Annotated in this window: 16 protein-coding genes, 1 tRNA gene and 1 pseudogene; 9 read left to right on the top strand and 9 right to left on the bottom strand. The window is 73.8% G+C overall.

Annotated elements, in window-relative coordinates:
- Window positions 1-83: 83 nt before the first annotated feature.
- Both IAG43_RS27645 and IAG43_RS27640 read right to left on the bottom strand, forming a co-directional pair.
- The gene (locus tag IAG43_RS27645; protein ID WP_187743392.1) at window positions 84-1205 is read right to left on the bottom strand and encodes a TIGR03364 family FAD-dependent oxidoreductase; all 1122 of its coding nucleotides are present in this window, start codon (window positions 1203-1205) and stop codon (window positions 84-86) included.
- Between the two features lie 185 nt (window positions 1206-1390).
- The gene (locus tag IAG43_RS27640; RefSeq protein ID WP_187743391.1) at window positions 1391-2155 is read right to left on the bottom strand and encodes a GntR family transcriptional regulator; all 765 of its coding nucleotides are present in this window, start codon (window positions 2153-2155) and stop codon (window positions 1391-1393) included.
- Between the two features lie 270 nt (window positions 2156-2425).
- Here IAG43_RS27640 and IAG43_RS27635 point away from each other — a divergent pair, with 270 nt between their 5' ends.
- From IAG43_RS27635 to IAG43_RS34670, 7 genes and pseudogenes are all read left to right on the top strand, one after another.
- On the top strand, window positions 2426-3925 hold the full coding sequence (locus tag IAG43_RS27635) for an MFS transporter (protein ID WP_246574587.1): 1500 nt from the start codon (window positions 2426-2428) through the stop codon (window positions 3923-3925).
- Window positions 3926-4036: 111 nt separating this feature from the next.
- Window positions 4037-4618, top strand: coding sequence for a P-loop nucleotide/nucleoside kinase family protein (locus IAG43_RS27630; protein WP_187743390.1), 582 nt, complete (start codon window positions 4037-4039; stop codon window positions 4616-4618).
- A 261-nt stretch (window positions 4619-4879) separates the two neighbouring features.
- A complete protein-coding gene (locus tag IAG43_RS27625) occupies window positions 4880-5137 on the top strand; it encodes a hypothetical protein (protein WP_187743389.1) in 258 nt (85 codons plus the stop codon).
- Entirely contained in the window at window positions 5112-5642 is a 531-nt protein-coding gene (locus IAG43_RS27620) for a DUF6879 family protein (protein ID WP_187743388.1), read from the top strand. Before IAG43_RS27625 ends, IAG43_RS27620 begins: the two co-directional genes overlap by 26 nt.
- A 26-nt stretch (window positions 5643-5668) precedes the next feature.
- On the top strand, window positions 5669-6517 hold the full coding sequence (locus IAG43_RS27615) for a helix-turn-helix domain-containing protein (protein WP_187743387.1): 849 nt from the start codon (window positions 5669-5671) through the stop codon (window positions 6515-6517).
- A 244-nt stretch (window positions 6518-6761) separates the two neighbouring features.
- Entirely contained in the window at window positions 6762-6986 is a 225-nt protein-coding gene (locus IAG43_RS27610) for a DUF397 domain-containing protein (protein WP_187743386.1), read from the top strand.
- 78 nt (window positions 6987-7064) lie between these two features.
- A pseudogene (locus tag IAG43_RS34670) lies at window positions 7065-7538 on the top strand (hypothetical protein); the annotation flags it as partial.
- A gap of 86 nt (window positions 7539-7624) precedes the next feature.
- Here the strand turns inward: IAG43_RS34670 and IAG43_RS27605 are convergent.
- Window positions 7625-7712: transfer RNA gene (locus IAG43_RS27605), tRNA-Leu, on the bottom strand.
- A 166-nt stretch (window positions 7713-7878) separates the two neighbouring features.
- Here IAG43_RS27605 and IAG43_RS27600 point away from each other — a divergent pair.
- Window positions 7879-9189, top strand: coding sequence for a DUF2254 domain-containing protein (locus IAG43_RS27600; RefSeq protein ID WP_187743385.1), 1311 nt, complete (start codon window positions 7879-7881; stop codon window positions 9187-9189).
- 306 nt (window positions 9190-9495) lie between these two features.
- On the opposite strand, the gene IAG43_RS27595 is transcribed toward IAG43_RS27600, so the two are convergent.
- Window positions 9496-10413 (bottom strand): hypothetical protein, encoded by a 918-nt coding sequence (locus tag IAG43_RS27595; RefSeq protein ID WP_187743384.1) that lies wholly within the window; start codon window positions 10411-10413, stop codon window positions 9496-9498.
- A 7-nt stretch (window positions 10414-10420) separates the two neighbouring features.
- Window positions 10421-10816: a hypothetical protein gene (locus IAG43_RS27590; protein ID WP_187743383.1), complete on the bottom strand. Its 396-nt coding sequence runs from the start codon at window positions 10814-10816 to the stop codon at window positions 10421-10423.
- Window positions 10817-10889: 73 nt separating this feature from the next.
- Here IAG43_RS27590 and IAG43_RS27585 point away from each other — a divergent pair, with 73 nt between their 5' ends.
- Entirely contained in the window at window positions 10890-14633 is a 3744-nt protein-coding gene (locus IAG43_RS27585; protein ID WP_187743382.1) for a CHAT domain-containing protein, read from the top strand.
- A 109-nt stretch (window positions 14634-14742) separates the two neighbouring features.
- Here IAG43_RS27585 and IAG43_RS27580 read toward each other — a convergent pair whose 3' ends face one another.
- From IAG43_RS27580 to eboE, 4 genes are all read right to left on the bottom strand, one after another.
- Window positions 14743-15390, bottom strand: coding sequence for an HAD family acid phosphatase (locus IAG43_RS27580; protein WP_187743381.1), 648 nt, complete (start codon window positions 15388-15390; stop codon window positions 14743-14745).
- 189 nt (window positions 15391-15579) lie between these two features.
- A complete protein-coding gene (locus IAG43_RS27575; protein ID WP_187743380.1) occupies window positions 15580-16749 on the bottom strand; it encodes a sugar phosphate isomerase/epimerase family protein in 1170 nt (389 codons plus the stop codon).
- A gap of 152 nt (window positions 16750-16901) precedes the next feature.
- Window positions 16902-18365 (bottom strand): alkaline phosphatase family protein, encoded by a 1464-nt coding sequence (locus tag IAG43_RS27570; protein ID WP_246574586.1) that lies wholly within the window; start codon window positions 18363-18365, stop codon window positions 16902-16904.
- Window positions 18362-19534: a metabolite traffic protein EboE gene (gene eboE / locus IAG43_RS27565; RefSeq protein ID WP_187743379.1), complete on the bottom strand. Its 1173-nt coding sequence runs from the start codon at window positions 19532-19534 to the stop codon at window positions 18362-18364. The genes IAG43_RS27570 and eboE overlap by 4 nt, the downstream gene beginning before the upstream one ends.
- Between the last annotated feature and the right edge of the window lie 6 nt (window positions 19535-19540).

The raw sequence follows: 19540 nt of genomic DNA, 5'->3' as shown, positions 1-19540 counted from the left end.
CGTCGCGGGGTTCGGGGCGGCCGCCGGGGCGTGCGGGGCGGTCGCGGGAGCGTGCGGGGGCGGCGTTGCGGGGTTCAACTCAGTCACCAGCCAAGGGTGTTCGCGGTGGTCTCGGCGATCGCCGGGGAACAGGTCATGCCGCGCCCGCCGGGCCCGGTGACCAGCCAGACGCCGTCCCGGACCTGCTGCCGGTGGACGACGCGGGAGGTGTCGGTGCACTGGGCGTAGACGCCGGCCCAGCGGCGGCGGACCGCCGGCAGCGGTCGGCCGAGGAAGGACTCGACGACGCGCGCGAGGTGGTCATAGGGGTCCTCGACGGTGTCGAAGGCGAAGGGGTGCTCGTACTCGTGGGTGTCGCCGATGGTCAGTCCGCCGTCGAGGCGCTGGACCATCAGCAGCTGCATCCGGTAGGCGGCCGCGGTCGGCGTCTGCTCCTGCGCGGCGCCGAGGGCGTCGAGGGCGGGTGAGCGGTAGGCGGGGTAGTAGCGGAAGCTGTCGGCGTCGGCGACGGACGTGGTCAGCGGTTCGCCCAGCGGGGCGGTCTGCATCATCTGGAGGCGCACCCGGCGCACCGGCAGCTCCGGCACGAGTTCGCGGACGAGGCCGCTCAGCCAGGCGCCGGTGCACAGGACGACGGCGTCGCCGGTGTGCACGTCGCCGTGGTCGTCGCGGACCGCGTGCTCTCCCACGACCTCGCGGACCTCACGACCGGGGAGGAAGGTGTACGCGGGGTTCTTCGACAGCTCCGCGCGGAGCGCGAGCTGAGCGGTCCGGGGTTCGACGGCGGCGTCCTGGGCGCAGTGCAGGGCGGCGTCGAAGTCGCCCCGCAGGGCCGGGTTCAGCCGCCGTGCCTCGGATGCGGTGAGGAGGGTGTGCCCGCGGGCGGGGGCGTCCTCGCGGCCCGCCGCGGCCTCGGCGACGGCGAGTTCGTGCTCACCGCGGACGGGGGTGAGCGAACCGTTGGCGCGGAAGCCGAGGCCCGGGACGCGGGCGCCGATGTCCTCCCACAGCGCGCGTGCGCGCAGTGCGGTCTCCAGTTCCTCTCCCCCGGCCCGGCCGCTGACCCATATCTGGCCGAAGTTGCGCAGGGAGGCGCCGCGCGCCTCGGCCTCCCGCTCGATCTGCACGACCTCGTGGCCGCGTTCCAGTGCATGCCAGGCGTGCATGGTGCCCACCACGCCGGCTCCTACGACGATGACTCTCACGCGGCCCAAACTCCCGGGGAGCGGTGACCCGGTGCGAACGGCGCGGCGACGGGAAGGTGAACGACCCCTCAATCTTGGACTAGACCCGTTACCGTTTCGAGATTAATTTCGGGACCAGTTCGGGACCAGTCCTGGCCCAGTCCGGGACCGTTGCGGATCGACGGAGGAGACGCACCGTCAGCGGATCAGCCCTCGCGCCCCAGTTGCACCGTGAAGCTGAACCGGTCCCCGCGGAAGAGCGTCCGCACCCGCTCCAGCGGCCTGCCCGCCGTGTCGCGGGAGACCCGATGGATGAGCAGCATCGGCAGGGCGGGGGGCGTACCGATGAGCAGCGCCTCGCGCGGGGTCGCGAGCACGGTCTCGATCCGCTCGTCGGCCCGCCCGAACGCGAGGCCCGGCCGCTCGGCCAGATACGCGTAGAAGGAGGAGTCCGGGTCGAAGTCCCGGTCGAGGCCGGGAACGCGCGCAACGGTGACATAGGTGCTCTCCAGCCCCACCCGCTCGTCGTCGGCGAGCAGCACCCGCTCCAGGTGCCAGACCGGCTCACCGCGCTCCGCCTCCAGCTCCCCGGCGAGCGCCGGGGGGCAGGGGAAGCGGTCGAGCGAGATCAGCGCACGCCCCGGCTCACGGCCCTGGCGGCGCACTCCCTCGGTGTAGCTGGCGAGGGCGAGCGGCTGCTCCAGCTTGGGGCCGGCGACGACCGTGCCCCGCCCGCTGCGGCGCAGCCGGCCTTCGAGCACGAGCTCCCGCAGGGCCTGGCGCACGGTCTCGCGCGCCACGTCGAACCGGAGGGCGAGGTCCCGCTCGGTGGGCAGCGTCTCCCCTTCGCCGAGTTCACCGATCAGCGCGCTCAACCCGGCCTTCACCGCGTAGTACTTGGGGATGCGCCCGTGTTCGGGCACACCGCCGCGGACGGGCGCGCCGGGATGCTGGTCGTTCGGGTAGTCCACGCCGGAACCCTAGTACCCGTCGGGGCGGCCCGGAGGCTGACCTGCATCTTCGCCGGAGCGGCCGCGGCATCCGCGGGGAGGCGGCCACCCACTCTCGCGTCCCATATGGCGAGACGTGACGCCTGAGGAATGAGATGTCTGAGATCGTGAGCAAACCCGTGCCCCCTGCACGGATCTCGTACAGGGAGACCCCGCTCCGTGTGCGGGCCCGAGGGCCCGCACGCGCCGCCCGGCCTCCGCAGCGCCTGAACGACCGTGAAAGACCGAGCGATGCCCGCACCACACACCGACCGAGCCCAGGCCCCCGTCAACTCGCGGTCGCGCGTCCTCGTCGCGAGCCTCATCGGCACGACGATCGAGTTCTACGACTTCTACATCTACGCGACGGCCGCCGTCCTGGTCTTCCCCACGCTCTTCTTCCCGAGCAGCGATCCGACCACGGCACTCCTCTCCTCGTTCGCCGTCTTCGGCGCCGCCATGGTCGCCCGCCCGATCGGTGCCATCGTCTTCGGACACCTCGGCGACCGCATCGGACGCAAGGCCACGCTGGTGGCCTCCCTCCTGACCATGGGCATCGCGACGTTCCTCATCGGCGTCCTGCCCACCTACGAGCAGGCGGGCTGGATCGCCACCGCGCTGCTGGTGCTGATGCGGCTCGCCCAGGGCTTCGCGATCGGCGGGGAGTGGAGCGGTGCCGCCCTGGTGGCGACCGAGAACGCGCCGAGCGGCAAGCGCGCCCTGTACGGCACGTTCCCGCAGCTTGGCGCCCCGCTGGGCTTCATCATCGGCAACGGGCTCTTCCTGGTCATCGGCGCGCTGCTGCCCTCCGCGGCCGGCGCCGACCCGTCGCAGCCGTCCGAGGCGTTCCTGGAGTGGGGCTGGCGCGTGCCGTTCCTGTTCTCCGCGGTGATGGTGGCGATCGGCCTGTGGGTGCGGATGCGCCTCGTCGAGTCGACGGTCTTCTCGCAGACCCGCGAGGCCGGACTGGTCCGCAAGCTGCCGCTGGCCACCGCCTTCCGCAGCCACTGGCGCCAGCTGATCCTCGGCACCTTCTTCATGCTGGCGACGTACGTGCTCTTCTATCTGATGACCACGTTCTCGCTGAGCTACGGCCGCACTGCGAAGGACGCCGCCGTGCCCGGCCTGGGGTACGGCTACACCACCTTCGTCCTGATGATGATCTTCGGCGTGCTGTTCTTCGCCGCGTTCACCCTGATCTCCGGCCCGCTCGCCGACCGGTACGGCCGCCGCGCCACACTGATCGCGGTCACCGCCGCCATCGTGGTCTTCGGCCTGCTGTGGGTGCCGCTGACCGGCTCGGGAACGCTGGGCGTCGTCCTGTGGCTGGTCCTCGGCTTCACCCTGATGGGCATGACCTTCGGCCCGATGGGCGCGCTGCTGCCGGAGCTGTTCCCGACCAGCGTGCGCTACACCGGTTCCGGCATCTCCTACAACGTCAGCTCCATCCTCGGCGCGGCCGTCGCCCCGTTCGTCGCGGTGGCCCTGTGGGAGGCCGGTGACGGTTCGCCGTGGCTGGTCGGCGTCTACCTCTCGTCGATGGCGGTGCTGACCCTGGTCGCCCTGCTGCTCGGCAAGGAGACGAAGGGCGTCGCCCTCGACGGGGGCGAGAGCCCCGCGGTCGCGGAGCGGGACGCGGCTCACCGGGAGCGGGACGCGGCTGACCGGGAGCGGGACGCGGCCGGGACGGCGACCGACGGCTCGGGCGGGGCCGGCCCTGCGGCCGAGCCGTCGGCGGAGCCGGTCCGCTGACCGTCCACTGGCGGACGGGTCCGGCCGGGACCCCGGCCGGACCCGCCGGCCACGTCCCCGTCCGCGGAGCCCCCGTGGACGGGGACGCACGCGATCCGGCACGATCGGCGGATGCCGGTTGAGGAGAGGCCCCTGGTCGTCGCCGTCTGCGGATCACCGGGGGCGGGGAAGACCACGGTCGCCCGCGCGACGGCACGCCGCCTCGGCGTGCCCCTGCTGACGCGGGACGAGTTCAAGCTCGGTCTCGCCCTGTCCACCGCCTCCGCCGCCGAGGACGGGAGCGTCCGGCTCGGCCCCGGCTTCCACATCGCGGGCGGCCCGCTCAGCGCCCGCGCCGAGACCGCGATGGTCGCCACGGCCCGGCTCCTCGCGGCGGCGGGCGCCGGATTCGTCGTGGAGTCCTCGGTGCTCTCGCACGACCTGCTGGACGCACTGGACGAAGGCGACGCCCGTGTGCTCGCCGTGCACGTCGTCGCCCGCGACGACGTCGTCGAGGCGCGCCTGCGCGCCCGTACCGACGGCGGCGGGAAGGTGGACCGGCACCTGCTGGCCCAGTTCCTGCGGGGCGAGATGACACCCGCGCGCTTCGCCCCGCCGGCCCGGGCGGGCGCCGCCCTGGAGATCGACACCTCGACGGGCGGCGAACCCGACACCGGCCGCGTCCTGGCGGCGGCCCTCGCTCTGCTCCGCTGACCCGCGGGCCGGCTGTGCGGTCCCCGGTCGCCCACGGCGGTGACGGCGCAATCCTCGGCCGGACGACGCCGCCCCTCGGAGCCGGCGGGATCTCGCACGACCGGGGTCACGGCCACACGGCCGGCTCCCGGCATCAGCGTTGCATATGGCCGGAAACCACCACCTGAGGGCTCTGCGAACGAACATCCGCCTTGACGTCCGGAAGCGGCCGGGATGATGCTCGTGCAAGGTGGCGCAAGCCGATCGAGACCGGAGGCGGGCATGGCACTACGGTTCATCGGGATCGACCCGGACACGGGGCAGCAGGGTTCCCCCACCGTGTGGGTGGACGAGAACACGAGGGAGCTGGTGCTTCAAGGCTGGAAGGCGGACGGGACGCTCGAGGCGGAGTGCGCCGCGTTCGAGGCCCCCGGCCACGCGCCGGGCATTCCGTCGCACGAAGCGGTGATCCGGATTCCGGCCCGCATGGCGCCGATGCTGAGGAAGGCGTGCGATGTCGCAGAAGGAACCGGGCTTTGACGAACTGCTGGCGGCGGCCCGGCACTCGGCGGTTCATCTGGAGATGCGCGACACGTACGGGGTGGGCGACGAGGCCGAGGACTTCGAGAACTGGCAGCGCACAGGCCGACGTGACGTGGACCCTGACTCTGCCTATTGGGCACCCTGGGTCGACCTGATGCGCCGAACCGTGGCCCGGGGAGTCGTCGTGCGCCGCGCCCGTGTGGTGTCGGAGCCGGTCACGGAGTACATCCGGTTCGAGCACGCCGGCACCGTGGTGAACATCCACGCCGGCGAAGAGGTGCGCTGGCTGCCCCGCCGCCGGGCTTCCGACATCGCCCTCCCCGGAAACGACTGCTGGGTGTTCGACGGGGAGATCGTGCTCTTCAACCACTTCACCGGGGAGGGGGACTGGTCCGATCCCGGTTGGGAGGTACGGTCGGAGCCGGCCGTTGCGGCGCTCTCCTCCGCAGCGTTCGAGCACGTGTGGGAACGCGGTGTCCCCCACGAGAAGTACTCGGTCTGACCTGACGAATCACGAAGAGCCAACTCATGTCTGCATCCCCCTCGTCCAGTGCCCAGGCTGCCCGTGAAGCCATCGCCGTCCGTCTCGGGGGCCTGCGCAGAGAGGCGGAGCTGACCGGGCATGAGCTGGCCCTCCGCTGCGGCTGGAGCCCGGCCAAGTCGTCACGCATCGAGCGGGCCAGGACACCCGCGTCCGACGCCGACATCCGCGCCTGGTGCGAGGCGTGCGGAGCCGGGAGTCAGGCGGAGGACCTGGTCGCGGCGAATCGGCAAGCCGATCAGATGTACGTGCACTGGCAGAAGCTTCACCGGCACGGCATGCGCCGGGCTCAGGAGGAAGTCGTTCCCCTGTACCGGCAGACGCGCCACTTCCGGGTGTACTGCTCGAACGTGGTCCCCGGGATGCTGCAGACCGAGGCCTACGCAGCAGCGTTGCTCTCGAGCATCGCCGCCTTCCAGGGAACCCCGGATGATTCGGATACGGCCGCGGCCTCCCGGATCGAACGCTCCCGCGTTCTTCATGAGGGTGACCACCGGTTCGCCCTGCTTATGGAAGAAACGGTACTCCGGTACCGGATCGGAGACGAGGCCACCATGGCCGGGCAGCTGGGGTACCTTCTGGCAGTCATGGCCCTGCCGAACGTGAGCCTCGGCGTCATCCCGTTCACGACGCGGCGTCATGTCTGGCCCCTGGAGGCCTTCTACCTGTTCGACAACCGCCGAGCGAGCGTCGAGCTGCTCACGGCGGCCGTCAACGTGACCGCTCCCAGCGAGGTCGCCACCTACGCGAAGGCGTTCTCACAACTGGCCGAGATCGCGGTGCACGGGGCAGCTGCCCGGGCGCTGATCTCTGAGGCGATTACCTCTCTCGGGTAGTCCGCATGCAAGGCCGTGCAAGGACGTAGCCGCGTGGACTCGCCAGTTCCTAGGGTCGTCCCAGCGGCTTCGGAAGCGACGGGAGATCGCCATGACGGGCACCGTGCAGGCGGCGGAGCGGTTGCGGCCGAGGGTGACCCGCGCGAGCCCAAGGGCTTTTCGAAGCACGCCGACTTCCGTCCGCCAGGGACGGGGGACGGCCGGCTCCGACGCGGCCGTCGGGCAGATCAGGAAGGACACGGCGATGGCCGACCTGTACGGGCTCCCCATCCAGGGAGCCGAGTTCCACACGGCATGCGGCGGCAACACGCACCCGGACGGCGAGGCGTGCGTGACGCTCGCCAGGATCGGCCCGGACGCGTGGGCCATGGGCGACAGCAAGCGGCCGGACGCCGAGCCGCTGCGGTTCACCACAGCGGAGCTGAACGAGGCAGGGGTCGACCCTGCCCGTTTCGGCCTCTCCGCCTGACTCCGCAGAACCACCTGACCGACGGCTCCGCCCGCCTCCGACGGGCGGAGTCGTCGCCCTTCCCGGAACGGAGCGGCAGTGCACCACCACGGTTTCGCTTGGGTCGGAGAGAAGAGGACCTTCGACGACGAAGCGCTGCGGCGGCCCCCGCACCCCCACCCGCCACCGTCGGCAGGCCAGGGCGACACGGCGGCGCATCGGCTGGTGGAGCGCCGGCGGGAAGTGGTCGCCCAGTTCGGTGTGACCGGGCTGCCGCCCATGCAGACGGCTCACTGGCTGATGACGCCGGGGGCGGTCAGAGGCACGTGGGAGGAGCCGGAGGCGGCGGGGCAATGGCTCGGCCACCGGTTGCGGGAGACCGCGCCGCGGTTCGCCTCACCGGCGGACCGGGACACGACTCGGCTGGAGTCTCTGGTGACGACGGCAGTGGAGCGGCTGACCTGGGGCGGGGACGTGTCGCTGGGGCACTACCTGAGCGGCACCGAGTTTCATTCGGTAGCCCTGGTGACCTGTGCCCCGAACCGTTCGAGTCCCGAGCTGCCCTGCCCGCTGGAGCAGTCTCAGCAACGAAGCAGACCTCGATCCACCGGGACGTACCCGGACAGACGAAAAGACCCCACATCATGTGGGGTCTTCACTGGTGTCCGAGGGGGGACTTGAACCCCCACGCCCGATAAAGGGCACTAGCACCTCAAGCTAGCGCGTCTGCCATTCCGCCACCCGGACCAGGTGGTCGGCCCCGGTCTCCCGCGGCGACATGGACAACAATACCAGGGGAACGAGGTGCCTCTCACCCACATATTGCGTGGTCAGGGCAGGTGGGAGACGAGGCCGCGCGCCTGTTGCAGCGTGTATCCGCCTCGTTGCCGTGCGCAGTGGCTACCGTCGGCGGGTGAGTCAACGCACCCGTCGGCGGCCCCGCCCGCTGTCCCCGCTCCGCGAGCACCTGCGCGACACGTTCTGGTTCGCGCCCACGCTGGCGCTGGTCCTGGTCCTCCTGCTGTGGATCGCAGCGGACGCGCTGGACACCGCGGTCCTGGACACGCTCCAGCAGGACCAGGACTACGAGACGGTGCGCACGCTCGTCTCCTGGGCCGAGGACGCCAAGGTCATCGTGACGACGATCTCGTCCGCGATGATGACCTTCATCGGTGTCGTCTTCAGCATCTCGCTGGTCGCGGTGCAGATGGCGGCGGGAAACTTCAGTCCGCGCGTCGTGCGGATCTTCATCCGCAGCCGGATCAGCAAGCTCACCTTCGCCGTGTTCCTGGCGACGTTCCTGCTGTCGCTGCTGGTGCTCTCCTCGTACGACAGCGAGACCGACCCGGCGAAGGTCGTGTCGGTGCCGCTGGTGCAGAGCGCGGTCACCCTGGTGCTGGTGGCGCTGAGCCTGCTGCTGTTCATCGCCTACGTGACGCAGACGCTCCAGCTGATGAAGGTGGGCCCGGTGGTGGAGCACGTGACCCGGGAGGCCTTCCGGGTGCTGGGCAAGACGCGTGCGGCGGCCCCGAGCGAGGAGCCGCTGCCTGCGGAGGTGGCCCGGATCGCGCACGCGGGACGGTCGGGCACCCTGCGTGACGTGCACGTCGCCCGGCTGGTGCGGATCGCCCGCCGGCGCGGCGCGGTGCTGCGGCTGGTGCCGCGGATCGGGGACTTCGTGGTGCCGGGCACCCCGCTCATCGCCGTGCACGGCGGGCGCGCCGGGCTGCCGTGGGACCGGTTGGTGCGCTCGGCGGTGTCGGTGGGCGTGGAGCGCACCTTCCACCAGGATCTCGGGTTCGGGCTCCGGCAGCTCTCGGACATCGCGTTGCGGGCCCTGTCGCCTGCGGTGAACGATCCGACGACCGCGGTGCAGGCCGTCGACCGGATCGTGCAGTTCCTGGCGGCGGCCGCGCCGGTGCCGCTGGGCGCGGTGGCCCACCGGGACCGTCAGGAGGTGGTCCGCCTGGTGCAGGAGGGCCCCGGGTGGGGGGACCTGGTCGACCTCGGCTTCTCGGAGATCCGGGGCTGCGCCGTCGGCCATCCGCAGGTCTCGCGGAGGCTGGCCGCGGGCTTCGACGACCTGCTGCGGATCGTCCCGGAGTCGCGCCGCGCGCCGCTGGAGCGGCAGCGGGCGCTGCTGGTGCTGGCCGTGGAGCGGTCGGTGCCGGAGGCGGCGGACCGCGCGTTCGCGCTCACCCCCGACCGCCAGGGCATCGGCTGAGGACGAGACGCGCGGGACGCCGTGGGCGCGGGGCGGACCCCGGCAGGCCCGGCCGGAAGCGGGACGCAGGCGGGCGGGCGGGCAGGCGCGGCGGACGCCGGGCAGGTACGGCGCAGGCACGACCGGGCGGGTGCGCGGCGGGTACGGCGGAGGCGCGACCGGGCCTCCGGGCAGGCGCGGCGGACGCCGGGCAGGGGGCCGGCGCCGCAGGCGGGACGCCCCACGGGCAGGGCCGGGTGCGGCGCGGGCCGCGGGCCCCGGCCGCGCGGGCGGCACGCGCATCCGGCGCGCGGCGCGTCCCGCGCCTCAGACCGCCTTGCGGAACAGCTCCGACAGCGACTCCCCCGCCTCGTGGCCCAGCACCGCCGCCGGGTCCGCCGGACCCACCAGGCCCACCCGCTCGGCGAGTTCCCTGGCGTGGACGTCGACGGCCGCCTCGACGAGTTCGGCGAACGCGTCCAGCGCGTCGTGCGCGCGGGTGCGGGCGACGGCGGCGCAGCCGGCCGCGACCAGGGCCGCCGGCCACCACCAGCAGGCCAGCAGGGCGTAGCCCGCGGCCCAGGCGGCCAGCCGGGCGGCGGCGGTGAAGGCGGTGCGGACCGACTGGATCTGGCGTACCGCGGGTTCGGAGAGGATCAGCCACAGCCGGGGCCAGAGCGCCGCGAGGTCCACGCCGTAGCCGGCGTGGACGCGTTCCGCCGTCGCCTGGACGCGGTCTCCGTACCAGGTGGGGCGGGTGGGCTCGTGCAGTGCGACGCGGTCCCGGGCCGCGAGCAGCCTCTCGATGCGCGCCAGGGTCTCCGGGGTGGCGGTCGGGCGGCCGCCGGGTGCGGTGATCCCGTCGAGGGACGCCTCGTAGCGCGCGTCGCGCTCCCGCCATCTGCGGGCACGGCGCCGCGTCAGGGCTCGGGACAGGGGATCGCGGCCGGAACGCAGCCAGTAGCGCTCGATGCCGCCGCCGAGGAACTGTGCGGCGAGGGAGGCCGCCGTGGCGGCGAGCAGGACGAGGGCGACCAGCAGGGCGGCCGTTCCGGTGCGGTCGAGGGCGGGGCGGTCCGCGAGGGCGTCCAGCGTGGCGCGCAGCCGGTCGGCGTCGTGCCAGTGCCGGTGGCCGAGCCGGGTGCCGACGGCCGCGGCGGCCAGGAACAGCGCGCCCGGGAGGACCAGCAGGTTCAGCCAGCGTTCGGTGAGTTTGCCGCTCAGGGTGGCGAGGAGGGGATTCATGCCGGAGTCACGGTCCGGTGCCGAGGCGGCGCTTGTGCATGCGGGTGCGGTGGACGGCGCAGGGCGGGGCGGGAAGCAGGTCGCGGGCGCGTTCGACGCGGGCGCACGGGGCCGGGCCGGGGCAGACGGCGACCTTGATGGCGGGTGAGACGCCGGGGACCCGCGTGCTGCGGGAGTCGTGGACCAGCCCCCGCGCGTCTCCGGCCCGGCGCAGCGCCGTGTCCAGCGCGGCGTAGCAGCGGCCGAGTTCCTCCGCGTCCGCGCCCGCGGTGAGCAGCTGCCGCGCCCGGTCGGCCAGGTCCCGGACGGCGGGGTCGCGGAGGGCGTCGGGCGAGCCGAGCAGTGCGCACAGTGCGGCCGCCGACGGCTCCGGGGCGTGGGGGAAGGGGGCGGATCCGGTCATGCGCCCCAGTCTGCACGAACTCAGCGGTGAATACTGGTGTGTTGACAGTCATCCGAGGTGGCCGGGGGGACGGGTGGGGTACGACCGGGACGGGTTCCTCCAGGCGGTCCACGCGCGTCTGGAACGGGCCTGGGCGTCCTACGGGCGGGTCGACGCGCGGACGGTGTACGGGCCGGCGGCCGAGGCGGAGTTGAGAGGGCTGCTGCGGACCTGCGACACGCGGACGGACATGGCGGCCCGGCATGCGGCCGGCTGGCTCTGCCTCGCCCGCGCGGCGGCGGATCCCTGCGAGCGCGGCCGGGTGCACGGCTGCATGGCCGGCACGCTGCTGTACCCGGTGTGGGTCGCCGACGCGGAGCTGGTGCCGCCTGAGCTGGCCGCGGGCTACGCCGCGCTCGCGCCCGGCACCCGGCCCGATCCGTCGGACGCGGACGGCCCTCACGAGTGGGCGGCCGAGGCCGCCGCGTCGAGTCTCGTGCTGCAGGGGCGGCAGAGCGAGCTGCCGCCCGAGCTGGTGGCGCTGCTGGACACCCTGACGCTGTCGAGAGAGGCGCGGATCGGCACGGCGGCCGGGCTCGGCGGTCTCGCCCTGCTCGCGACGCCGGAGTACGACCCGTGGTTCACCGGCCGTCTCCGTCTGGTGTCCGAGGTCGCGGCCTTCGCGGGGCCGATGTGGCCGTTCGGGCCCGTCGACGGCGAGGACCCGGTCGGGTTCGTCCGCGGTGTGCTGCGGCGCGTCCCGGCCGAGTCCCCGGAGCGTCTCCTCGTCCTGGCGGGGCTGAGCTGCCTCCTGCTGGACCGTCATGGCGACGCGTTCGACGACGAGGACCTGCAGGAGGCGGTGGGCATGGCACGGGACGTGGTGGCCCAGCTGCCGCGGGACCACTCCCGGATGCCGCTGTGCCTGAGCGTGCTGGGGGAAGCGCTGCACCGTCTGCGGTCCGCGGAGGGGGCGACGGCGGCGGAGTGCGACGAGCTGGTGGACGTGTGCCGCCGGGCCTTCGCCGGACACCGCAGGGGGCCCGTCCACGCCGGCCTCGACCTGGGCATGGCCCTCGTCCTGCGGTCGCAGCACACCGGCCGGGTGGTGGACCTGGGCGAGGCGATCGCCGTGTACAGGACGGCCCTGGGGGCGGCGGACAGCAGGGGCGGGACCGCGGCGCTGCGCAACGCGCTGAGCAACGCCCTGCGCGCCCGGTCGGTGGCGACGGGTTCCCGGGCCGACCTCGACGAGGCGCTCGGCCTCGTCGACTCCTCCCCCGCCCCGGACGGCACGGCGGACGGCTCCGAGCCGCCGCTCCTCGCCCCCGCGATGGCCCTGTTCAACCGGTATCTGCGCGACCCGCGCGAGCACGGGGCCGATCTGGACGAGGCGCTGCGCAGGCTGCGGTACGCCGAATCGCGGATGGCGCGCGGCCACCCGGACCGCCCGGCGGCGCTCGACGACCTCGGGCTGGTGCTGGTCGCCTGCTTCCAGCGCACGGGGCGGCCGGAGGACCTGAACGAAGCCGTCCTGGTCCATCGCGAGTCGGTGGAGCTGACGCGCGAGGGGAACGCGGTGCTCGGGCTGCGCCTGCTCAACCTCGGGGGCGCGCTGAGCGTGCGGCATCAACTGACCGAGGACGGCGACGATCTGCGGGAGGCCGAAGCGTGCCGGCGCCGGGCAGCCGAGCTGCCCGGCCTGGGGCCCGCGCACCGGGCGTCGCTGCTCTCCGCCATCGGGTTCGCCGTGATGGTCGGTGCCGAACGTGCCGCCGACCCGGCCGGCCGGCTCGACGAGGCGGTGGAGTACATGCGGCAGGGGCTCGCGATGACCCCGGAGGGCGACCCGAAACTTCTGCTGCGACGGCACAACCTCGCGATCGCCCTGCTGGGCCGCGGTGCGAGGACGATGCGGTTCGAGGACGCGCGGGAGGCACGGGCACTGGCCGACGCGGTGGTCGCGTCGCTGCCCCCGGACTCCCCGGAGCTGCCCGCCGCTCTGACGGTGGCCGCGAACACACGGCACATGACCCTGCGCAACCTGCTGTCGCCGACCGTCCGCGACGAGACGGTCGCGCTGTACCGTCGTGCGGCCGGGGCCACGCCGTCCGGCCATCCGGCGCGCACCCAGCGTCTGTTCAACCTCGGAAACGCCTTGCGCGGCGTGCGGTCCCGCGGCAGCCGCCGCCGGGCCGTTCTCGCCGAGGCGTCCGAGCGGTTCCGGGAAGGCGCGCGGGAGGAGCAGTGCGCTCCCGGGCTGCGGCTGAGCGCCGCGCGGGCCTGGGGCGAGACCCGGGCGGAACTCGGCGACTGGGACGGCGCCCTGGAGGGGTTCACCCTCGCGGTCGACCTGCTGCACGCCGTGGCGCCCCGCCATCTCGGGCGGGACGACCAGGAGTTGCTGCTCGGCCGTGCGGTGGGGCTGGGCGCGGACGCGGCAGCCTGTGCGGTGCGGTGCGGCCGGCCGGGTCTGGCGGTCGGGCTGCTCGAGCAGGCCAGGGGGGTGATCCTGTCCCACGCGTTCGACGGCGACAGCGATCTCACCCGGTTGCGGGAGGCCGATCCCGCACTGGCCGCGCGTTTCGAGGAGGTGCGGGACGCGCTCGGCGCGGCGACCGGTGACCTGGTGCCGCTGCCGGAGGAGCCGTCCGTCTCTTCGGGCGCACGCACCGACGCGCGGCAGCGGCTCGCCGCCGAGTGGCGCGGTCTCACCGCCCGGATCCGCGCCGAGCACCCCGGGCTGGGACTGTTGCGGCCGGTGCGGGAGTGGGACGAGGGCGAAGTGCGGGCCATCGCCGCGCACGGCCCGGTGGTGCTGGTCAACGTCTCCGCGTACGGCAGTCACGCCCTCGTCGTCGCCGGGGCCGGTGTCGGCGCGGTGCCCCTTCCGGAGCTCGATCCGGGGACGACGGCCGCGCGCCGTGCGGGCTTCGAGAGGGCGCTGGAGCGCCTCGGCGCGCCGGGGACCTCGCGCGAGCAGTCGCGGCGTGCGCAGCGGGAGGTGCGGGAGACCCTGGCCTGGCTGTGGCGGGCGGTGACCGGCCCGGTCCTGGACCGTCTCGCGGGGGCGGACCGTGTGTGGTGGTCGCCCGGCGGTGTGCTGGGGACCCTGCCGCTGCACGCGGCCGCCCCCGGAGGGGAGGGCCCCGGCGCGCTGGACCGGGTGGTCTCCTCGTACACGCCGACGCTGCGGGCGCTGGACCACGCCCGCCGGCGCACCGCCCGCCCGGGGGGCACCGGCACCCTGGTGGTCGGTGTCCCGGAGGCAGCGGGGGCGCCCCCGCTGCCGGGTGCGCGCGAGGAGGCGGGCCGGCTGGCCGGCCTGCTGCCCGGCGCCACGCTGCTGGCCGACGCCTCCGCGACGCGTTCGGCGGTCGTCGCGGCCCTGCACGGGCACGCGCACGCGCATTTCGCCTGCCACGCGCTCGGCGACCCGGAGCGGGCGTCCGGCAGCCGGCTCGTCCTGCACGATCACGCGGAACACCCGCTGACCGTCCGCGAACTGGCCCGGCTGCGGCTGCCGTCGGTGCGTCTCGCCTACCTGTCGGCGTGCGACACGCTGCGGTCCACGCCCGAACTCACCGACGAGGCCGTCCACATCGTCAGCGCCTTCCAGATCGCGGGCTTCCCCCACGTCGTCGGGTCGCTGTGGCAGGTCGACGACGTGATCGGGGCGGAGGTCGCGCGGCGGGTGTACGACGTCCTGCACCGCGGCGACGGCACGCTGGACGTCGCCCGCACGGCCGAGGCCGTGCACCGGGCGGTGTGCGCGCTGCGTGATCTGTACCCGCTGTCGCCCAGTCTGTGGGCGTGCCAGGTGCACGCGGGTCCCTGACCGCCGCAGCCCCCGGGACCGGCGCAGGGGCAGGGGCAGGGCCTCGGGTGGCCGCGGCGGCCTCAGCTGCGGGCGCCGCGGCCACCCGGGCGTTCCCCGCCCTCCGCGGCTACGACAACTGCCCGTCGTAGTCGGGGAGCTTGTACGCCTTCTCGGCGTGGCCGCCGACGATGTCGGTGGTGTTGTTGCCGATGTTGGCGATGATCGTGTAGCCCTTCGCCTCGATCTCCGCGCGCTTCTCCGTCTTGTAGGCGCTGACCTCCTCGAACAGGTCGGGCAGGTCACGCACGTACAGACCGTCGACCGGGTAGCCGGCCTTCTTCAGGTTCCAGTCGGTGAGCGAGTGGATGATGCCGGGCCGGGCGGTGACGAAGAAGACGGCCGCGCCCCGCGAGTCGGCGTACCGGGCCAGCTCGCGCACCTGGGTGACGGCCGGGGTGGGGAGCTTCCAGAAGGGGTGGAAGTGGGTCTCCAGGGAGGTGTTGTCGATGTCGAGGACGATCGCCTGCTTCCCGCCGCCCGTGGCGGTCCGGGCCTCGATGTGGGCGCGGGCCCCGGCGAGGGCGGCGGTGACGTCGCGCTGCCAGGCGGCGTAGTCGACGCTCGCCGTGCCCGCCGCGGTCGCGGTGGCGGTTGCGGCGGGGGCCCGGTCGGCTGCCGCCTCGGCGGCGGTGGCCTGGACGGCCGGGACGGCGGCGAGAGCGAGCCCGGCCGCGAGGGTGACGGCGGCGCGGGTGGTCGTGGCGCGTGCATGCATGGGGGGTCTCCTGGGTGTGGAACCAGCTCAGGGCCCGTACGCCGTGGTCTCCGGCGAACGAGTTGACATGCTCGCGCCCCATCATGGACGGAAGACGTCTTTCTTACTACCGGTCGGTAGCGACTTCTCCGAACAGATCCGAACAGCGCGGTCCCGCCCGCCGCGCGTGCGGGCGGGACCGGCCGGCCGTCAGCGCCGGGAGCGCAGCGCGGCCAGGTTCTCGTAGCTCGCCCGTGCCACCTCCAGGGACTGGCCCGGCACGGTGGCGCTGGGCGCGCCGTCGTGCTCGATCATCGGGTTGTGGTGGTTCTTCGCGCCCACCCGCCGGAAGAACGTCCGGTAGTCGATGTCGCCCTCGCCGAAGGTGACCATGTCGTAGCCCTGGCCGTTCTCCGTGTTGACGGTGCCGTCCTTGGCGTGGAACAGCGGATAGCGGGCGGTGTTGCGGGCCACCAGTGCGGCCGGGTCGAATACCTGCTCCACCGGGGACCCGTCGTGGGCGGTGTACGAGCGGAACTTGTACTGGGCGACGTGCGCCCAGTACACGTCCATCTCCAGCCAGACCAGGCGCGGATCGGTCCGCTGCAGGAAGTATTCCAGCTTGCGGACACCGGAACTGCGGGTGGGGCGGCCCTGCTCGTCGAGCGGTCCGCCGTCCAGCAGGAAGCCGTACGCCGCGTCGTGGTTGTGGGTGTAGAGCTTGATCCCCTCCCGGCGGGCGACGGCGCCGAGCGCGTTCCACTTGTCGGCGGCGACGTCCCAGTCGGCGCGGTGGGAGCTGCCGGTGGGGTCGCCGCCGGTCCCCATGTGGTCCATGCCGATGATGTTGGCGATCTCCAGATGCCGCTTGAAGGTGTCGAGATCGGGTGCGGTGAACGGCCAGGAGCCGGGGATGAAGCCGTGGTTGCCCTGGGCGCGCAGGCCGTAGTCGTCCAGCCAGGAGCGGAGCAGTCTCGCGCCCTGCACCGTCTCCAGGTCCGCGCCGCCGGGGGCGTTGGCGTGCTGGCGGTAGCCCGCGAACTCCACCTGCCGGTACCCGTACCGGGACAGCTGGCGGAACACCTCGCGGAAGCCGGACGGCAATTCGGTGGCGAGCGGGTCGCGCCCGGTGGCGTCGCGGACGGTGTAGAGGATGATGCCGCGCTTGTGGGGCGGTACGAGGACGGAGCCGCGGCCCGGACCGTGGCCGTGCCCGTGGTGGGGGCCGCCGCGGGCGACGGCGGGCGCGGCGCCGAAGACCGGGGCGGCGACGGCGGCGGCCGCCGCGGCGGTGCAGGTGCTGAGGAAGCGGCGGCGGTCGACGCCGAGGGAGCGGCGCAGGGACTCGCCGGTGGCGGATTCGTCGTGGAACGCGGTCACGTGATCTCTTTCCTGTGGGACGTGCAGGACGGACAGGACTGGCGGGACTGGCGGGATGTGCGGGACGGGTCGCGTCGAACGCAACGCAACGGCACAGGACGGCACGACGGGACGGGCGCGCGGGCGCCGGGTACGCCGCGGTGCGGTGCGGTTCAGGCAGGCGCCGCGGCGTGCTCCGCGGCCGGCCCGAGCCCGGCGAGCCGCAGCAGCAGCGACTTCACCTCGGTGGCCGCGACGCGGCCGCCGACGGCCTGGGGGGTGGAGCAGAGCAGCAGCGGACCTTCGTCGTCGCTCGCGGGGAGGCGGCCGTGGCTGCCCCGGATCGGCGAGGGGTCCAGCGGCACGACGGCCATCCGGTAGCGCATGCCGAGCTTCTTGCGGGCGAGCGCGCCCGCCGCCTTCAGGCGTACGTACGGGTCCTGGGGGTCCATGAAGAGCTCGACCGGGTCGTAGCCGGGCTTGCGGTGGATCTCGACGAGACGGGCGAAGTCGGGCGCGCGGGCGTCGTCGAGCCAGTAGTAGTAGGTGAACCAGGCGTCCGGGTCGGCGACGGCGACCAGCTCCCCCGAACGCGGATGGTCGAGCCCGTTCGCCTTCTTCCCCTCGTCGTCCAGGATCTGCTCGACCCCGGGCAGCGCGGCCAGCACCTCCCGGACGGCCTCCAGGTCCTCCGGCCTGCGGACGTAGACGTGGGCGAGCTGGTGGTCGGCGACGGCGAACGCGCGGGAGGCCATCGGGTCCAGGTACTCCATGCCGTCCTGGGTGTGGACCTCCAGGAGTCCGGCGCGCCGCAGGGCCCGGTTGACGTCCACCGGCCGGCTCACCCGGGTGATGCCGTACTCGGAGAGGGCGACGACGGTGCGCCCCTCGCGCCGGGCGTCGTCGAGCAGCGGCCCGATCACGGCGTCGAGTTCGGCGGCCGCCCGGTGGGAGCGCGGGTCGTCGGGTCCGTAGCGCTGGAGATCGTAGTCGAGGTGGGGCAGGTAGCAGAGGGTCAGATCGGGCCGGCGGGTGCGCATGACGTGGCGGGTGGCGTCCGCGATCCAGCGGCTGGAGACGATGCCGGCGCCCGGTCCCCAGAACTGGAACAGGGGGAACGTGCCGAATTCCGCGGTGAGTTCGTCGTGGAGCTCGGGCGGGCGGGTGTAGCAGTCGGGTTCCTTGCGGCCGTCGGCGTAGTACACGGGGCGGGGAGTGACGGTGACGTCGGTGTCGGCGCCCATCGCGTACCACCAGCAGATGTTGGCGACGGTGTAGCCGGGGTGGGCGCGGCGTGCCGCGTCCCAGATCCTGTCGCCGGAGACGAGTCCGTTGTGCTGCCGCCACAGCAGCACGTCGCCGAGTTCGCGGAAGTACCAGCCGTTGGCGACGATGCCGTGCTCGGCGGGGAGTGTGCCGGTGAGGAAGGTCGACTGGGCGGCGCAGGTGACGGCGGGCAGGACGGTCGACAGCGGCGCCTGCGAGCCGGACTCCGCGAGGGCCTTCAGGTGCGGCATGTGGTCGAGGAGGCGGGGGGTGAGGCCGACGACGTCCAGGACGAGCAGCGGGGTGGGGCGCCGGGTGCCGTCGGCGGGGGTGCCGTCCGTGCCGCCGGTGCCGTCGGTTGGGTGGCTCATGGCAGCTCCTTGAGTCCGAGGTCGGTCAGGAGGTCGCGGGCGAGGGTGAGTTCGGCGGCGATGCCGTCGGCGAGCTGGGTGCGGTTGCGGGGCCGCAGCTCGGGCGGGAGGGCCTGCCAGGTGTAGGTCTCGACCTCCAGATGCCGGGTGCGGGGAGCCGCCTCGCCGACGAGCAGCGCCAGGGTCTCCGTGAGGACCGGCAGCGTGGACGTCAGCGGCGGGGCGGGCGGGGCGTGCAGGGGGACGTGGAAGTGGGAGCGCCAAGGGCTCCCGTCGGGCAGGGCCGCGCCGCCGACCGCCTCGGCCAGGTCGTCGGTGCCGCGCAGTCCGGCGGCCGTGCTGGTCCGGGTCTGGTGGAGGAAGCGGGGTTCGGCGAACGCGGCGAGGGCCTCGCGGACCTCGGGCAGGTGCGGGTGCTCGGCGTGCAGCGCCGCGGAGAGCTGCGCCTTGGGGACGGACACGCCCGCGGCGGCGAGGGCGGTCAGCGCCGTGCGCGGGTCCTCGAAGGAGGTCGCCAGATGGCAGGTGTCGACGCAGACGCCGATGCGGTGCGGGGCGCCGACGGCGGTCAGCGGCGCGATGGCGTCGGCCGTGGTCTCCACCGTGCAGCCGGGCTCGGGCTCCAGGGCGATCCGGATGGATCTGCCGGTGAGGTCCTGGAGGGCGTCGAGCCGTTCGGCGAGGGTGGCGAGCGCGGCGCGGGCGGTCTCGGCCCCGGCGGCGCCGAAGCCGGTGCGCCAGGCGATCGGGAGGGTGGAGACGCTGCCCTCGGTGACGTCGTCGGGGAGCAGGGCGGCGAGCAGCCGGGCGAGGTCGGTGGTGTGGGCGAGGCGTTCGGGGTCCGTCCAGTCGGGCCGGTAGACGCGGTACTTGACCTCCTCGGCGCCGAAGCCCTGGTAGGGGAAGCCGTTGAGGGTGACGACCTCCAGCCCCCTGCGCTCCAGCTCCGCGCGCAGTCCGCGCAGCGCGGCGGGGTCGTCGGTCAGGGTCCGGGCGGCGTCCCGGGCGAGCCACAGCCCGATGCCGAGGCGGTCGCGGCCGAGACGCCGGCGGACGGGTTCGCAGTGGTCGCGGAGCTGGGCGAGGACGCCGTCGAGGGTCTCCGCGGGGTGGACGTTGGTGCAGTAGGAGAGGTGGACGACGGACCCGTCGGGGTGGCGGAAGCGCATCCGTGG

The organism is Streptomyces genisteinicus (assembly GCF_014489615.1).
GTDB classification, from domain to species: Bacteria; Actinomycetota; Actinomycetes; order Streptomycetales; family Streptomycetaceae; genus Streptomyces; species Streptomyces genisteinicus.
Note: the sequence above shows the minus strand (reverse complement) of the source record. Positions and strands in the feature narration are given on the sequence as shown.

Excerpts from the sequence above, each read along its gene's own strand:
- IAG43_RS27620 (WP_187743388.1), top strand. The coding sequence starts at position 5,112 with ATGTCGCAGAAGGAACCGGGCTTTGACGAACTGCTGGCGGCGGCCCGG.
- eboE (WP_187743379.1), bottom strand. The coding sequence starts at position 19,534 with ATGCGCTTCCGCCACCCCGACGGGTCCGTCGTCCACCTCTCCTACTGC.
- IAG43_RS27615 (WP_187743387.1), top strand. The coding sequence starts at position 5,669 with ATGTCTGCATCCCCCTCGTCCAGTGCCCAGGCTGCCCGTGAAGCCATC.
- IAG43_RS27590 (WP_187743383.1), bottom strand. The coding sequence starts at position 10,816 with ATGACCGGATCCGCCCCCTTCCCCCACGCCCCGGAGCCGTCGGCGGCC.
- IAG43_RS27635 (WP_246574587.1), top strand. The coding sequence starts at position 2,426 with ATGCCCGCACCACACACCGACCGAGCCCAGGCCCCCGTCAACTCGCGG.
- IAG43_RS27595 (WP_187743384.1), bottom strand. The coding sequence starts at position 10,413 with ATGAATCCCCTCCTCGCCACCCTGAGCGGCAAACTCACCGAACGCTGG.
- IAG43_RS27570 (WP_246574586.1), bottom strand. The coding sequence starts at position 18,365 with ATGAGCCACCCAACCGACGGCACCGGCGGCACGGACGGCACCCCCGCC.
- IAG43_RS27610 (WP_187743386.1), top strand. The coding sequence starts at position 6,762 with ATGGCCGACCTGTACGGGCTCCCCATCCAGGGAGCCGAGTTCCACACG.
- IAG43_RS27625 (WP_187743389.1), top strand. The coding sequence starts at position 4,880 with ATGGCACTACGGTTCATCGGGATCGACCCGGACACGGGGCAGCAGGGT.
- IAG43_RS27580 (WP_187743381.1), bottom strand. The coding sequence starts at position 15,390 with ATGCATGCACGCGCCACGACCACCCGCGCCGCCGTCACCCTCGCGGCC.
- IAG43_RS27630 (WP_187743390.1), top strand. The coding sequence starts at position 4,037 with ATGCCGGTTGAGGAGAGGCCCCTGGTCGTCGCCGTCTGCGGATCACCG.